11 protein-coding genes and 1 pseudogene are annotated in these 16,785 nt (G+C 51.8%); 6 read left to right on the top strand and 6 right to left on the bottom strand.

From position 1 onward, the window contains the following. Positions 1-76 precede the first annotated feature (76 nt). From AC0YNX_RS08510 to AC0YNX_RS08500, 3 genes are all read right to left on the bottom strand, one after another. On the bottom strand, positions 77-1,726 hold the full coding sequence (locus AC0YNX_RS08510; RefSeq protein WP_475815261.1) for a peptidase G2 autoproteolytic cleavage domain-containing protein: 1,650 nt from the start codon (positions 1,724-1,726) through the stop codon (positions 77-79). Positions 1,727-1,773: 47 nt separating this feature from the next. Then, on the bottom strand, positions 1,774-3,468 hold the full coding sequence (locus tag AC0YNX_RS08505; protein ID WP_475815260.1) for a peptidase G2 autoproteolytic cleavage domain-containing protein: 1,695 nt from the start codon (positions 3,466-3,468) through the stop codon (positions 1,774-1,776). A 416-nt stretch (positions 3,469-3,884) separates the two neighbouring features. Then, positions 3,885-4,760 carry an AraC family transcriptional regulator gene (locus tag AC0YNX_RS08500; RefSeq protein ID WP_475815259.1) on the bottom strand — a complete coding sequence of 292 codons (876 nt, stop codon included), beginning with the start codon at positions 4,758-4,760 and terminating at the stop codon, positions 3,885-3,887. Positions 4,761-4,880: 120 nt separating this feature from the next. Between AC0YNX_RS08500 and AC0YNX_RS08495 the strand changes: the two genes are divergently transcribed. Next, the gene (locus tag AC0YNX_RS08495) at positions 4,881-5,984 is read left to right on the top strand and encodes a glycoside hydrolase family 172 protein (protein ID WP_475815258.1); all 1,104 of its coding nucleotides are present in this window, start codon (positions 4,881-4,883) and stop codon (positions 5,982-5,984) included. 149 nt (positions 5,985-6,133) lie between these two features. Here the strand turns inward: AC0YNX_RS08495 and AC0YNX_RS08490 are convergent. Continuing rightward, positions 6,134-6,328 (bottom strand): annotated as a pseudogene (locus AC0YNX_RS08490) (YnfA family protein); the annotation flags it as partial. A 323-nt stretch (positions 6,329-6,651) separates the two neighbouring features. On the opposite strand from AC0YNX_RS08490, the gene AC0YNX_RS08485 reads away from it, so the two are divergent. The 4 genes from AC0YNX_RS08485 to AC0YNX_RS08470 all read left to right on the top strand — a co-directional run bounded on the left by AC0YNX_RS08485 (position 6,652) and on the right by AC0YNX_RS08470 (position 12,644). After that, positions 6,652-8,334, top strand: coding sequence for a type 2 periplasmic-binding domain-containing protein (locus tag AC0YNX_RS08485; protein ID WP_475815257.1), 1,683 nt, complete (start codon positions 6,652-6,654; stop codon positions 8,332-8,334). Between the two features lie 89 nt (positions 8,335-8,423). Next, on the top strand, positions 8,424-9,398 hold the full coding sequence (locus tag AC0YNX_RS08480) for an ABC transporter permease (protein ID WP_475815256.1): 975 nt from the start codon (positions 8,424-8,426) through the stop codon (positions 9,396-9,398). Between the two features lie 16 nt (positions 9,399-9,414). Beyond that, positions 9,415-10,284, top strand: coding sequence for a carbohydrate ABC transporter permease (locus AC0YNX_RS08475; RefSeq protein ID WP_475815255.1), 870 nt, complete (start codon positions 9,415-9,417; stop codon positions 10,282-10,284). Positions 10,285-10,376: 92 nt separating this feature from the next. Further along, a complete protein-coding gene (locus tag AC0YNX_RS08470) occupies positions 10,377-12,644 on the top strand; it encodes a helix-turn-helix domain-containing protein (RefSeq protein WP_475815254.1) in 2,268 nt (755 codons plus the stop codon). Positions 12,645-12,651: 7 nt separating this feature from the next. On the opposite strand, the gene AC0YNX_RS08465 is transcribed toward AC0YNX_RS08470, so the two are convergent. Next, complete coding sequence (locus AC0YNX_RS08465) at positions 12,652-14,454, bottom strand: glycoside hydrolase family 36 protein (RefSeq protein WP_475815253.1); 1,803 nt, start codon at positions 14,452-14,454, stop codon at positions 12,652-12,654. Between the two features lie 471 nt (positions 14,455-14,925). Here AC0YNX_RS08465 and AC0YNX_RS08460 point away from each other — a divergent pair, with 471 nt between their 5' ends. Further along, on the top strand, positions 14,926-15,408 hold the full coding sequence (locus AC0YNX_RS08460; protein WP_475815252.1) for an N-acetyltransferase family protein: 483 nt from the start codon (positions 14,926-14,928) through the stop codon (positions 15,406-15,408). Positions 15,409-15,893: 485 nt separating this feature from the next. On the opposite strand, the gene AC0YNX_RS08455 is transcribed toward AC0YNX_RS08460, so the two are convergent. Then, a complete protein-coding gene (locus AC0YNX_RS08455) occupies positions 15,894-16,784 on the bottom strand; it encodes a cation diffusion facilitator family transporter (RefSeq protein WP_475815251.1) in 891 nt (296 codons plus the stop codon). Position 16,785 lies beyond the last annotated feature (1 nt).

Raw genomic sequence — 16,785 nt, 5'->3', positions numbered from 1 at the left:
CGAAGGCTATCTAGCCTCTGGTGGCCGATTTGAACGCTATCGGTTGTCAGAATGGCCCGAACCTATTTCATCCCTACTAGATGAAATGAGTGCCGAGCAGTACGAGCACTTGACTAGGATTAGTCCGTTTCAGAACATAACAACCGTTGCCGGGTGTTGTTGCCGCGGTGGCAATACCGCTGTCGTTCGGTTTGCAGAAGGCTCCTGGCTGACAAGAACCGTCGTCGCGGACGAGCAGCTTGCCGACCATGCCTACGGCTACCCATTCTGGCCGATTGAGACGAGGAACATATTGCTGGTTCGGATCCCAATCCGGATTAAGCTGCGCCTGGCGCTCTGTACGTTCGGGCATGAGTACTTCTTCGTTCTGGCCGAATACGGCAGGCAAGGTAACCTCGCGGTAAAGCGTACGACCCCATTCATCGGTAAGGTATTTCTGCGACCAATTCAGCTCGGCGTTGCCAGAGAGAAAAGCAGGTCTTCCGCTTGAAATACCGACGACGAAGGGATCAGATGATGTTGCGATCCGGACTTTATCGCCGACAGTAGTAATGAAGTAACCAGGCTCGATCGGATTGCCGTCAACGGTCTCGAACATCTCGGCATAATCGGCAGCAGGGCTGCTGACCGCGCCGTCGATTTTGACGTCGCCGTTATTTTGAATCACTGCAGCCAGTCCAAGTGATCCGGCACTTGTTCCATTGGCTAGATACCAGGAGTACGGCTCTGTGGTTGCTTTGCCGTAGCGGCCCATGATATGGACGCCTTCGAGAAAATTCGTGGATGTGCCGACCCCTTCGGCGTGCGAGGCGAGTCCATCCGCTTTGGTACTGGCGCCTTGAGCGTGGGAATACAAGCCGTACGCAGCAGTATCTATACCTTCCGCGTGGGAAGCTTGGCCGAACGCGATCGTTTGGTTGCCTTCGGAATGCGAGTAGGCGCCAAACGCCCGCGTGGAGAATCCTTCCGCGTGTGAGGCTTCGCCTTGCGCATAAGTGGATCTGCCTTCTGCGTGTGAGGCTAACGCCGTTGATAGAACGGAGGATCCTTCGGCATGCGAGGCTTGGCCGCTTGCGAGCGTATCCTTTCCCTCGGCATGTGCAGCAACTGCCGCTGCCTCGGCGTGCTGCCCTTCGGCATGGGCGTTAGCGGCGGTGGCCGAAGTCAATTGCCCTTCCGCATGGGAATTTAGGCCGCTGGCAATCGTATTGAGCCCTTCAGCATGCGCATTAGTTGCAATAGCTGTTGTCTGTTGCCCTTCGCTATGTGCGTTAGCGGCAATAGCGGAAGTCAGTTGCCCTTCGGCGTGAGCTCGGTCGCCAAGTGCCATGGTGAGTTCGCCTTCAGCGTGTGAGTAGAGGCCGCTTGCCTGCGTAGCTCCGCCTTCCGCATGCGCTGCTGAGCCGAGCGCCTGCGAGGCATATCCTTCGGCATGGGCGGCGAACGCGCTTGCTATCGAGAGGTAGCCCTCGGCGTGGGCGGCTTCTTCCGCCGCGTTGGTGTTGCGTCCTTCCGCATGACCGTACAGCCCATGCGCTACCGAGGCACCGCCTTCCGCGTGTGAAGCTGCGCCAAGTGCTTGCGTGGCGTAGCCTTCTGAATGAGCGGCGAACTCGCTCGCTGTAGTTTGATATCCCTCCGCATGAGAGGCCGCTCCGCTAGCGGTCGTATCTGTACCCTCGGCTTCCGAACAGCTGCCGGTCGCCTGGGCGTTACATTCAGCCATATGCATTCCCCCTAGAATCTATAAAAATCGATGCTGTTTAGATCTATTCATAAGCTAAAACGTGATCCGAACAGGACGAGCACCTGGTTCGGTGCGGTCCGTTCCAAGACATAGTAACCGCTGCCTGGCGCTGCGGCGGCGGTGGCGTAACCGTTGTCACCTGGCTTGCAGAGGGTGCCAGGCTGGCATGACCCATCGTCTCGAACGAGCAGCTTGCCAATCATGCCGACTGCGACCCATTCCGCCCGGCCCAATCTAGGCATGTATTTCTGGTTTGGATCCCAATCCGGATTCATCTGGGGTTGGCGCTCGATGTGCTCGGGAATAAGAATTCGTTCGTCCTGGCCGCGATGGGCAGGAACGGTAACATCATGGTAAAGCGTCCTTCCCCATTCGTCGTTGAGGTATTTCTTCGGCCAGCTCAGTTCGGCATTGCCAGATAGAAACGCGGGCTTGGCGCTGGAGATGCCCACAATAAAAGGATCGGCTGCCATCGCAATGCGAACTTTTCTGCCTGCTAATGCAATAAAGTAGCCAGGCTCAATCGGATTGCCATCAACAGTCTCGAACATCTCCGCATAATCGGCAGCAGGGCTGCTGACCGCGCCGTCGATTTTGACATCGCCCGTTGATAATATTGCGGCTGCTAGGCCAGGCATATCGGGAGTAATACCGTTGGCAAGGTACCAGGAGTATGGCAATAGATTTGCGGTGCCGCACCTCCCCATAATGTGTGCCCCGTCCAGCATGTTCGTTGAAGTTATATGTCCTTCCGCGTGTGAGAAGTGGCCATTCGCAACGGTATCAAGACCTTGCGAATGAGCATAATTCCCGCTGGCTGTCGTAGTAGAGCCTTCGGCGTGCGAGTAAGAGCCGCTCGCGTTTGTTAAATATCCTTCGGCATGGGCAAAAGCACCAGTTGCCTGTGATCTCGCCCCTTCCGCATGCGCGGAATTGCCGCTCGCGATGGTATCAGTGCCTTCCGCATGGGAGGCACCTCCGCTTGCGATTGTGGTATCGCCTTCTGCATGTGAGGCGTTTTTATTCGCGATCGTGTTGATGCCTTCTGCATGCGAAGCCCATGCGCTCGCCGTAGTTGTGTCGCCTTCTGCATGCGAATTCTGGCCGCTCGCCGTTGTGTGGCTGCCTTCTGCATGCGCGTTAGGGGCACTCGCTGTCGTCTGTTGACCTTCGGCGTGAGTTCGCATGTCAAGTGCTCTAGTGAGTTCGCCTTCAGCGTGCGCATAGAGGGCATCAGCCAGTGTGGCGCCGCCCTCGGCGTGCGAAGCTGGGCCGTGTGCTTGCGCAGCGTAACCTTCGGCATGCGCGGCGAAACCCGACGCTGCCGTGACATAACCTTCGGCATGGGCGACTTCGTCCGCCGCGACGCTGCCGCGTCCTTCTGCGTGAGAATGCGGGAAGATCGCCTGCGTTGCGTAACCTTCGGCATGGGAGCCGTCACCCATTGCTTTCGTGAGGTAACCTTCGGCGTGTGCAGCTTCGCCCGTCGCATTGGTGTCGCGTCCTTCGGCATGGCTATAAAGCCCATGCGCCAGCGCTGCACCGCCTTCCGCATGCGAAGCAGGGCCGATCGCTTGCGTGGCGTAGCCTTCGGCATGAGCGGCGAATGAGCTCGCCACCGTTTGATAACCCTCCGCATGCGAGGCCGCTCCGCTAGCGGTCGTATCTGTGCCCTCGGCTTCCGAGCAGCTGCCGGTCGCCTGGGCGTTACATTCTGCCATATGCATTCCCCCTTGAGGCTATGAAAATATCAATCTATTCGTTTCCATAATATTACAGACAAAGCCATTGTGATTGGATATATGCGGGGACAAGCGAGGAGAGTTAGAGGTGAGCGGGAATATGAACAGAGCAGGAGGTAGATGGAATAATGGAATAATGTGATGGTTGCAATGTATGGTGAAATTTATGGAGGAGGAAGTGGCTGGGGCAGCTTGAGTAGGGAGTTAGGGAGAGTGAAGGGCAAATGGTTAGGGGAGAGGTATACGGATCATGAGAGAATAATTGATGATTCGGGAGATGAAGCAAAATTGCATGCTTCCAGGGAGTGTGTGAAGTTGGTGGCATGAGGGGGGGAGTACAAATTCGATCTCTCAGCCTCCCCGCGACGCGGCATCGCCGCCAATGCCCGACTCCTCTACCGCCCCCGTCTATAATCGGACGGGCAGCAGCCCGTGCTGGATTTGAAAGCGCGGCTGAATGCATGAATGTTCGCGTAGCCGAGTTGGTCGGCGATGTCCTGCATGGTCAGATGCGTGTACTGGATCATATTTTTCGCTTTCTCGATGCGGATGTGCTGGTGGTATTGGATAGGCGTCATTTGGAACATCGTTTTGAACAGATTGATGAGATAGAACTTGCTCAGGTGGAACCGCTCGGACAGCTCGTCCAGCTTAACAATGCGATGCGCATTCTGGTCGATGTAGCTCCGCACATCAGCCAGCAGCTCCATATGTCCGTCACCCGACGTCCTGCTGCCCCAATATTGTTCCCGCATTATTTGTGCCAGGATAGTCAATAGCGCGCCCTTCATCCGAAGCTCATAGAACGGCGGTTTCGTCTCAAATTCACGAATGAGCTCGAACAGAGCCTGTGCGATCGGCTGTGCATCACTTGGACGAAAATAACTCGGGACATCATATGGCGGCGAATCGAGCTCATTCAATCTCAACCAGCTTCGCTCCTTCGGCGTCATGGCATCCAGAGGCTTGAAGGAAACGCCGATCTCAGCGCTCAGCCCATCCGTGTACAGATCGAAATGCACATGCGGCTGGCGCACGCGAGTTCCCCCGACATTCCGAATCGAATGCCGCTGCCCCGGCTTGAAGAAGAAGAAGTCTCCGGCAGTCCCGTGGTACACCTGATTCTCAACTGTCACAAGCAGTTGTCCTTCCATCAGATAGAGCAGTTCATAGTCCCAAATGATCCGCTCCTCAACCATCCATGTCTCTTCAAGCACACTATCAAGAGCCACCCGAATATAAGGGGAGAGCTTATCCATCTGCAGCGCCACTAGCAACACCTCAGCAATATTTGATAAATAAATGAACAATCTCTGCTAACGGAATTCCATATAAATCAGTATATAATGAGTTCATCTTAACACAATATATGATACATGAGGTGAATGGGTATGTTGCAAAATAACGGACTTGGACTCGGACTTTCCTCCGCACCACTCATTACGAATGCACGGACCCGCTCGATTTCGGCTGAGAATCCGAAAGGCGAGAAGGGACAAGGCGGCAAAGACGCAAGCAATCTCGGTACTGCTCGCAAAGGCAGACCTTGCATTACGCTCAAACAGGGCGAAGTAGCGACACTAGTCGATATTCAAGGTGCAGGCATTATCCAGCACTTCTGGATTACGGTTACAGATAAAACAGGCAAGGGCCACGCGCAGCAATTCGTGCTCCGTGATCTTGTGCTTCGCATGTACTGGGACGACGAAGCAACGCCGTCCGTTGAAGTTCCGCTTGGCGACTTCTTCTGTAATGGTTTCGGCGTGCGCACGAATGTGAACTCGCTGCCGATTTCGGTCGTGCCGACAGGCGGCATGAACTGCTATATCCCGATGCCGTTCCGCAACTCAGCCAAAATTACAATTGAGAACCAGCATGCTGTCGATATCGATGGTTTCTTCTATACATTCAACTACTCCTTAGTGGACGAGCTGCCGGATAATGCGGCATACTTCCACGCACAATGGCGCCGTGAGCACGTGACTGAGATCGCTCAAGATTACACCATCCTTGACGGAGTAAAAGGTGCTGGTCAGTATATCGGAACCTACCTTGCTTGGGCTGCACTGGAGCGCAATTGGTGGGGTGAAGGCGAAATCAAGTTCTTCATGGATGGCGATGAAGAGTGGCCAACCATCTGTGGAACAGGTACGGAAGATTATGTCGGCGGTGCGTGGTGCTTCAATAATATGAAGACGAATGAGCCAGAATCGTACTCGACTCCGTATCTCGGCTACAAATTCTATAAAGAAACGACGGAGGTTGATGCTTGGTACGGCCACAATGTGCCGATGCACGGCATGTATCGCTGGCATATGCTGGATCCGATCCGGTTCGAGAGCGATCTTCGCGTAACGATTCAACAAATCGGACATGACCACACGAAGCTCTTCGAGCGTGCTGACGATATTTCGTCCGTCGCGTACTGGTACCAGATGGAGCCGCACACGCCATTCCCGCAGCTCTTGCCAACGAACAAGAGATGGCCTCGTTAATAATAACGGCAATTCGCGTCCATAACCTGAGCATGCTCAAGGTTATGGGCGTTTTATTTTACTTCATACTTCCCAATTAGCAAACGAACCCGGCATGCGATTAAGCTGCCGGGTCTTCTTATGCTCTAGGCGCCCAGAGCATGACCATCACCATAGGCTGCATAGATTCGCCCAAACGTTGGGAAGCTCTGCCACGTTGGGATGATGCCATAGAGAATCAAAATCAAACTCCCAGCCAAGCCAAACGACCACGAGCGAGACTCCCTCAGCCATAGCCATACCAAGTAGCCGCCGCCGATCTCGGCCAGACCCGCCATGAGGAATAAAGCGATTGCGAGCAGCAAACGATCATGTCCTTTCCATCATTTACATCTTCACGTAGTATAGCTTGAATGCTCGAATGAAGTAAATGCAGCAGGATTGAGGGCAAAGATTATCGAATTAGTCAGCAAGACTTCTCCGTCAAACAAACCGCTCATCCGAATTTCACCAATCTACCGCCTGAAACAGGTGCTCAAAGCCACACAAATGTCACTTTTAACAATAAATACATATCCATTCAGCATTTACGCACGAACCTGCATGAAAAGTCTATATCGAGAAGAAGAAGACGCATGCTACATTGCAGATGTCAGGATCACCTGAACATTGCTTAAGGGGGGTTCACATGTTGCGTAATGACAATCATGTGAAGAGATCGAGAGTGAACAAGAAAGTATCCATGATGGTTATGATTGTGCTGATACTTGCTCTTGTTGGCTGCTCAAGCAATTCGAACAATGCGGGTACGAATAACACCGCCTCAAGTAACAACACAACCAATGACACAGCAGCCACTACCAATGATTCAACAACGACGAACAATGCTGCAACAACAGACAACGCCTCGACAACGACGACTGAGCCTCCAATGGAAATTAACTGGCACGGCAACTTCCAATTAGATTCTCTTCTCCCAGACAGCTATGTACAGAAGATTATTGAAGAGAAATTCAATGTGAAGATTAACTTCGTTTCTGCGAAGATGGACAAACTGAACCTGCTTGCAGCTTCCGGCGACCTTCCGGATGTTATGCGTATTGCCGATCCGAAGGACGTTGCAGCGCTTGGCAACTCTGGCGTATTGCTTGAACTTCCGAAGGATCTGCTCACTGCAGAGATGCCAGATGTAACGAGCTCGATTGATCAAGTCGATCCAGGCCTCTGGGGTTTGACGAACGTAAACGGCACGAACTACGCGATTCCACAATACCTCGCAGTTGTCCCTTGGGACACCGGCATGGCATGGCGTAAGGATGTGCTTGCTGCCGCTGGTATCACGGCGGTTCCGCAATCCATTGCTGATTATGACAGCGCATTCAAGACCATTAAGGGCAAAGAAAAGGATATTCTGAAAGCAACGAATGCAACATCTAAGAAGCTCTATATGTTCAGCGGAGCTGATATTCAATATCCATGGAATGCCTACACATGGTTGTTCGGTGCTTACGGCTCGATGCCTGGCACTTGGCAGCTGGATGCGAGCGGCAATATTGCAAGAGCGGAGACGCTGCCTGGTACAAGAGATGCGCTGGTTAAGCTCAGCGAGTGGTATAAAGCTGGCTACATCGACCCTGCGTTCGTAACGGATAAAGGCGACCAAATGGATGCGAAATATGCACAAGGCGAATATGCGATGACGACTAAAGGGATCGACGGTATCACAAGTCCGAATCCGGACTCGCTGCAGAAGATAAATCCGAATGTACAGTATGACTACACGAAAGCGCCGACTGGTGCAAACGGCGAGCAAGGTGTCTGGTCATGGGGCAAGCGTCAGAACTTCATTGCCTTCTCAGCGAAGCTGAAGGATCAGCCTGAGAAAGTAAACAAAATCCTTGAAATTATGAACGCAGTCGCAACGGATGAAAGCCTCTTCCTGACAACGCACTACGGCGAAGAAGGCAAATCCTATAAGCTGGATAACGGCGTTCCAATCGCTATTCCTCCGTATGACAACGACAAGTCGCCGGAGACGAACGCGATCGGAACCGGCGGCCCGAACGGCGGTCTGTTCGGACCATTCGGCTCCATCAGTATCGTGAAGAAATTTACAAATCCTCAGATGGTTGACGCATGGCAAACGTACTATGCCGGCAAACCGGACGTTCTGTTCATGCTGCCGCTGCCATCGACGGCAAGCACGGATCAACGGATTCAAGACAAATGGAATGAAACGTTCATTAAGATCGTAATCGGTGAAGCGCCAATCTCCGCTTATGACGACTTCCTGAAGTGGTTCGACGCTAACGGCGGCAAGCAGCTGACCCAAGAAGCGAACGATCTGTATACGGCAAGCTTCAAGAAATAAGGAGCATGCAGGAAGACTTCCCGGCGCTTCAAGGCGAAGTCTTCCTGTCTTCCTTTCGCCATCATACGTGAACAAGGAAGGAGCAGGACATGGAAATTGCAAAAGAATACCGCGCCGAAATAAGCGTGAAGGCGATTCGCTCCAAGCCGACGTTCCTGCAATCATTGAAAGGACTTGTGAAGCATTGGCAGCTCACATTGATGTTGCTTCCGGTCGTTGTCGCTTTTCTTATCTTCAGTTATTTTCCGCTACTTTGGCTCATTATCGCCTTCAAAGACTACAACATCGGCAAAGGATTATGGGGCAGTCCATGGGTTGGCTGGAAACACTTCCATATGATCTTCACCTATCCGGATATGCTGCATCTCATTCGCAATACGGTCTTCATTAGCTTGCTCAATCTCGGCTTCGGCTTCCCGGCAGCCATTCTGTTTGCGCTCATGCTCAATGAAATCAAGCATTCACCGTTCAAACGGGTCGTACAGACACTTACGTATTTGCCGTATTTTATCCCATGGACAATTATGGCCGGTTTTATTCTGCTGATGTTCTCGGTCGACGGCCTTATCAATAATGTGTTGACCGATTATTTCGGCATGGATCCGAAGAACTTCCTGACTGATAATGCGACGTTCTTACAGCTGTTGATTGGCTCCGCGATTTGGAAAGGCATGGGCTGGAACTCGATTATTTATCTCGCGGCCATTGCAGGGGTGAACCCGCAGCTGTACGAAGCGGCACACATCGACGGCGCCACCCGCTGGCAGCGCATCGTCTCCATTACGATTCCTTCGATCGCACCGGTGATCGGCATCACATTTATACTGCAGGTAGGCGGGCTGATGTCCTCGAACTTTGACCAGATCTACAACATATACAACGCGCAAGTGTACAAAGTGGCGGATGTCATCGATACGTTCGTCGTCCGGATGGGCGTTACGCAGATGCAGTACAGCATCACAACCGCGATGGGGCTGTTCAAAGGCATCGTCGGCTTCATTCTAATCATCATCAGCAACTATATTATTCGGAAGACCAGCGATTCGGAGAACTCGCTTTGGTAGGAGGAGGGTTGAGGCGATGCTAAATAAAAAAATGAATGTCTTCGATTATTTGAACTACTTGTTCATGACGCTCCTCTGCTTGACGATGATTTACCCGTTTCTGCATTCGTTTTCGCTATCCTTCAGCGATCCGATTGAGGCGAGCAAGGGCGGGTTCATGTTCTGGCCGCGAGGCTTCCAGCTTGATACGTATAATGGACTGCTCAAGGATACGCAGTTTTGGCGCAGTTACTTGAATATCGTAATCGTAACGGCAGTCGGGACAGCGGCTTGCTTATTCCTGACCTCGTGTGCATCGTATGTCTTGTCGCTTCCGCACTACCCGTTCCGCCGCTTCTTCACCATGTTTATCGTGTTCACGATGTTCTTCTCAGGCGGTATCATTCCAAGCTACCTGTTGACCAAAGGTCTGGGCTTGATGGACACATGGATTCCGCTCTGGATTCCAGGGGTCACCGCCGCCTTCAATATTATATTGCTCATCAATTTCTTCAAACAGATTCCAAGCGAAGTCAGGGAGGCTGCGGTTATCGACGGCGCTTCGGACTTTGCGATCTTCACAAGAATCGTGCTTCCGCTCTCGAAGCCTGTGCTTGCAACGGTCGCTCTCTTCCTCGCCGTCATGTTCTGGAATGATTGGTTCACGCCTTACTTATATTTAAATGACACGGATAAGTACACGCTGCCGCTCATTTTGAAGAAATACGTCGTGAACAGCGAGATGGACGGCTTATCCGGATTCGTGAAGGCTACGAACAATCAAGTGCTGCCGGGGCAAGTACGCTCCACGGTCATTCTGGTTGGTATTCTGCCAACGCTGCTCATCTATCCGTTTATCCAAAAATATTTTGTCAAAGGGGTTACGTTAGGATCGCTTAAGGGTTAGTTTATCGCATGGAAGTAAAGGGAGATCGACGCTCTAGTCGGTCTTCCTATAGCTATTTTATGACAGAGTATAGAGATGGAAGGGGTCTAATCATGAAGCTTAAGTCCCGTTGGTTCCACAATATATATGCCAAGCTGCTGCTCATCCTTCTTTGCATCGCGATTATCCCTTCTCTTATTTCCAGTGTGTTCTCCTACCAAATATCCATTACGAATGCGAAACATCAGAGCGAGAATTATAGCGAGCAGCTGCTGAAGCAAATTGCCAGTGCCAACGACATCACGTATGAGCAAATGCGCTCCTTTATATATGAAATCATGATCAATTTCAGCTATTACAGCGATGTGATGGCGAAGACGCCATACTCTGCAAGCTTCCTTGACGTTCGCATCGCGCTTGATCGGAAGCAGCAGGCGTATCAGAAGCATATTAAGAACTTCGCCATTATCGATCTCGCTTCGAAGAAGGTCATCACTTCGGTTGGCGGAATCTCGATCTACGGGATGGGGGAATATCGAGATCAAGTCGATAAGAACCTGATGGAGATGGTGACCAAGAAGGACGACAGCTTGCAGTCAAACGAGCTGGTCTTGCGTCCGACGGGCGACAACCAGAAGGTGCTGACGTATATTTTCAAATATGGTCCTACCGCGGCGGTAAAAGGGTTCATTGCCGTCGACGTCGATGCGAGTAGCATAACGTATCCGGTGCAGGCAGGCGCTTATGGCAGCTTGTTCGTCCGAAATTCCAAAGGTCTCATGCTGTCCGATCAGAACTTGAGCTTGTTCCAGGCGAGCCAAGATCCAAGCACGAAGAGCGATTACGTCGTTATTTCACAGAAATCCGCTTCATCCGGTCTGCAATATGATTATGTTATTCCGAAGCATGAACTCACGAAGAGCAGCGATCGCGTACTGAACAGTATTCTGTTCATTAGCTTGGGGCTAGTTGTGTTAGGCGCGCTGGCTGCATGGCTGAGCTCGAAGAACATCTATACGCCGCTGAGGAACTTGCTTGGCTATATTAAAGGTTTGACCGGCGATTCTTTGCAAACGGCGCCGAATATGAACGAGATCAATTACTTGGAGCAGGCGTTTACGCGCATGGACCAGGAGAATAAGACGTACCTCAACATGATTCGCAGCAATCAGAACGTGTTCAAGCAGCGTCAGCTGGCACTCCTGCTGACTGGCGATATAGCGGGCTACCAGTCGCTCGAAGTTCCGAGCAAGCTGCGATTGCAATTCCCGCATGACCGTTTCCTTGTGATGACCGTCGAGATCGAAGATGTGAGTGCGTTCAAGGCGAAGTATACGCAACTGGAGCAGCAGCTGCTTTATTACGCCGTGGAGAATATTACGGAGGAAGTGCTTGGGGAGCATGGATCAGCGGTAGCCGGTCATCTTGAGCCATACCGTCTGGCTGTCGTCTTCAATTACAGCTCGGAGCGTACCGAGCACGAGCAGCATATTGAATTGTGCAAGCAGCTGAAGAATCAGATTGTCGGCTACCTGCATTTGTCCGCCAGCATCGGCATAAGCGAACCGGCCAGCGATGTGCATGAGATCAAATCGTGCTACGATCAAGCGATTCGGGCGATTTCGTATAATGTTTATTTTGGCAAGAGCAGCATCATCCATTATCCGAGCGTCGCGCAGATGGATAACCATCTTATGTTCGATTCGAATTCGATTCAATGGAACGAGGTCAAGGAGCAGATCAAGATTCACTTCCGCATGAATGAATGGGATCGGATTGAAGCGTCACTGAGCGAAATGATCCATAAAGTATCGTACATCGGCATAACGAAGTCGGATGTGCAGTATATTTTCTTGCAGTATGTGGCTTGTCTATCGGACCTATGCGTAGAGTTCTCGCTGCAGCTGTCGGACGTATTCGGCAAACACTTCTATATCAATGAAAGTGCGGCGACGCTATCCACGATGGAAGAGCTGAAGCTGCAGATGACGACGATGGCGAAGCGGCTCTACGAGAAGCTGGGAGAGAAGAAGACCCATATTCATACGGAGATGATCGAGCAGCTGCTGCGCTACATTGAGGAGCATATTGAGGATAATATTACGTTGGAGTCGGTTGCGGAGAAAGTGTATATGCACCCTGCCTATCTCAGCAGAATCTGCAAGACGGTGACGGGGCAAAGCTTAGGGGAGCAAATTGTGCACGCCAAGATTAACAAGGCGAAGAGCCTGCTCGTCCACAGCGACGATAAAGTCGGCGATATCTCGGAGCGGCTTGGTTATACCACTCCGAGAGCGTTCTATCGGATCTTCAAAGATTACACAGGCTTCACGCCGAGCGACTTCCGGAAGCGGGAAGGGCTGAAGAGCATCACGGAATAAGTCGGCGTTAGATGGCTGTGATAATTGCGAGTCCAGCTGCTGGCACCGGGATCGTGTGAATGCCAGATGAATTGCTTAGAGTGTTCTCCGTGACGATGTGACCGAGGCAGTTCTTAATGGTAACCGTTGCTGTGGCATTATGCAGCTGTTGTGGGAGTTCGATAACGAGCCTGCTTGCGCGCGTGCCGTTAATTAGAATTGTCTGCTGCGTCTGCGGCAGGTTCTCTGGCAGCTTAATAATAAGATTCTCTTGATAAGCGGCAGCAATATACGTATTGCTGCCTGTTGCCGTTACGAGCGGGTAGAGCAGCTCCGGGTGATGCGGCGCGAGCTTGCCTTCCAGCAGCGTGCTGCGATGCTCTTTCCAGAATGCGAGCCAGAAAGCGACCATCTCGGCGTGCTGTTCTGGGAGAGTTGTGAGGCGCACGGAGATTTGCGGCACAGCGAACAGAACGTTGATGAGCTGCAGCGCAGCGCTCTCGACCGGTTCGTCGGCATGCCACATAATCATGTCGGCATGCGCGGCTGTATTACCGCAGAGGAGCCGAATATCGAGCGTGCGCAACCGATTCTGAACCGCATCGTTCGGGCAGTCCGCTGCTCGGAATAGATTGCCGTATTTGCGCATGAGCGGGCTAATATAATTCTGCCGGAATTCGAGCATAATGTCCGGCTTAATGGCGCTCAGCCGCTCAATGACTTCGCTCAATAGCAGATCGACAGCTTGCGCGACCGAGATGTCGTCGCGGCCTTCATCGTTGCCGGGATTCTCCTTCTCCGGCTGGTGGAACACATCGACAAAGTCCAGCTTGAATCCGTCCAGATCCCAATCGGTTAATGCTCTCTCATAGATTTCGAGCAGGTAGCTGCGAACCTCCGGGTATCTCGGGTCAAGGACTCCTGCATCAAGGTAGTCAATCGTATAGAGCAGCTTATTCTGATAGCTGACCCACGCCTCGCTATGCTTTCCTACGAAAGGCACGGAATACCAGAGGATGTACTTCATGCCGAACTTATGAACGTTCTCGACATGTGCTCGCATATCCGGAATCTTCTCCGCACATACTTGCCAATCCCCGCAATACGCATAGCCGCGCGCATTATCCGCCGTCTGCCAGCCGTCATCGACAATGACTGTTTCACAGCCCAGCTTGCTTGCAGCGGCACATTGCTCCTCGATCGCATCCGGCGAGAGGTTCTGATGGAAGCTGTACCATGTCGAATACATCGGCTGCGTCGCCGCATGCGGTACCGGAGCGGGCTTGTTCTCAGGGAAGGAGCTCCACCAGTCGCTTACCTCGTGCAGTGCTTCGTAGTAGGGGATATGGCTGCGCGCGTCGATTCTAAGCGTAGCCTGATAGCTTGTTACTGGAGTAGTTGGCGTATCGAACATGGTGACGTGGCAGTGAAAGGAAGCAGATTCCTCATTGACGCCTGCATCATATTTAATGACATTAAGTACATCGGAGAAGGCAAAAGTAAGCCGATTGCCGCCATCCCCACCGAAGAGACAGCAAACCGGAGCCGAATACGTTGATTTCGACTCGAACGGTTGCGACCAATCGGCGCGTAGTCCTTTATTATAAATGGCAGTTGGATGCCATAACCCGTGCACATCAACAATCGGCATCCGCCATTTGAGGCGAAACGGCGCTGGAACGGCCGCGATGTCGGAATGGATTCGAATATGGACAAGCTCGGTGCCTGGCTCGCTCAACGTTTCCACAGTGAGCTCGGCGTGAAAGGGGCTGGCACCTTCGGCGTTATATTCCAAGCGATAATGAAATAATCCGGCTGCTTCTGCTAGCATGATAATAGATTCCCTCCTTAGAGTGGCTTACTTTCACTATAGAGCAAACGAAATGTCGCCACTAGCGCGCATTGCACATAAAGGTGCCCGTTTGTGAAGATCGCAGGTAGTCTGCCGAAATAGACCACCTATGTGCAGATTAGTCACTGTCTCGGGCGTGGGAATCGCTAAAAAAGGGTAGTGAGTGAGGCTGAGAGCTGGCTGAGAGAACACATACGTTCTCTAGCGAGTGCAACTCGCCAAAAGCGACCGCGAGTGAAGCTGAGAGAACACATACGTGCTCTCAGCAAGAAGAAGACGACTTTCGCTCGTGAGAGAACATATACGTTCTCTCACGAGCGCAACTCGCTAACAGTGGGCTGAGAGCGAAGTCGAGAGAACATCCCTCGCCATCTCACAAGTCCTTGTTAAGGCAAGGACTTCTGGTAAGATGTAGATAGTCTAAAGCCTGAACGAAGGATGTGATATTCGATGCTACATATAAGGCCGATGCAACAGGCGGAGCTTGATTTTCTCATGGATATGCACTATGAATCCATTCATATTGTTGAGAATAAGCCGCCGAAGGAAGAGTTGCTGAACGCGCCGAGAATTCGGAAGTATAGCGAGGGTTGGGGGAGAGCAGGTGATGCGGCACTACTTGCGGAATTGGATGGTAGGCTCGTAGGAGCGGTCTGGTTCCGATTATTTAGTGAAGTCAATAGAGGGTATGGCTTCGTTGACGCGAAGACGCCTGAGCTAGGCATTGCGATTGAATCGGGTCATCGCGGTCACGGGATTGGTCTCGCGCTTATGCAGGCGGTCATAGTGTACGCTCGTTCGGAAGGGTACCCAGCGTTATCGCTAAGCGTTGACCCGACGAATACGCGAGCCGTTCAATTATATGAACGCCTAAACTTTATCCGCTGTGGCGAGGAAGGTACCTCATGGACGATGAAGCTGGAGCTCGTCTGATCCATGGTGGAAATCCGCCAAATGGATTGAAAGTAGCTGGTCTGGTGGAGCACATTGGCGGAAAATCGTCTGGAGTGCCGAAAGAGAGTACGGTAGATACCTACATTGGCTGAAAATCGTCTGTGGTGCCGAAAGAGAGTGCCGTAGGTACCTACATTGGCGAAAAATCATCTGTAGTGCTGAAGGAGAGTACTGAAGGTACCCACATTGGCGGAAAATCGTCTGGAGTGCTGAAAGAGAGTACCGTAGGTATCTACATTGGCGGAAAAATCATCTGTGATGCCGAAGGAGAGTACCGTAGGTATCTACATTGGTGGGAAATCGTCTGGAGTGCCGAAAGAGAGTACCGTAGGTATCTACATTGGCGAAAAATCATCTGTGAAACGGTCCATTCAATATTGAAAAAGATCAAGGGGCTCCCCTAAGTCATGATGACCTTTGGGACAGCCCCTCGCTCAAATTTTCATAAGGAGATTATCAATCAACTACTTTATCTCTAGTCTCTCGCTCTGTATATAAGGTTCAATATGCACATGCACCTGCATCACCTGATGCTTCTCGAGCAGCTCGCTTTCCACATGCTCCGTAATTTCATGGCTCTCCAGCACATTCATCTCGTGATCCACTTCAATGATCACATCCACGAAGATTTGATTGCCGTGAACGCGCCCCTTGATATCCCGAACTCCTTCAACCCCGTCGAGCGCAAGAACCGTTTCTTTGAACTTCTCCAACTCATTCTCATCGAATCCGTCGGTTAGCATATGACTCGCTTCGCGGAATATCTCCCATGCCGTCTTCCAGATCAGCAAGCCAACAATAATGGCTGTCGCAGCATCCAGCCAAGGAAGTCCGTTGATTGCGCCGATGACCCCGATGAATGTCCCCAAGCTAACAAGCGCATCGGAGCGATTGTCGAGCGCGGCTGCTTTCAGCGCATGGCTCTGTGTCCGCCTTGCCAGACGATGATTATACCGATAGACAACGTACATCGCGACAGCGGAGAAGACTGCGACCCAAGCCGCAAACATATTCGGCGAAGCGATGTCCTTCTGAATGATTTTGATAATAGCGCTTCTAAGCACCTCAATACCAGCTCCGAACATGACGAAGGAAGCGACCATTGAAGCAATCGTCTCGGCGCGCGAGTGACCATATTGGTGATCGGCATCGGCCGGCTTATTGGAGATTCGAAGTCCGATCAGCACCGCAAGCGATGCGAATATATCCGATGTATTGTTTAGGCCGTCAGCCATCAGCGCTTCTGAATTTCCCCACCAGCCAGCTCCGATCTTAAGCAAGGAGAGCACGATATAAACTCCAATGCTGATCCATGCTCCATACTCGGCTTGTTTGTTCTGTAATCCTGTGTCCACT

The sequence above is a fragment of the Paenibacillus sp. J31R98 genome (assembly GCF_056269245.1).
This window is presented reverse-complemented; position numbering and strand designations above follow the sequence as displayed.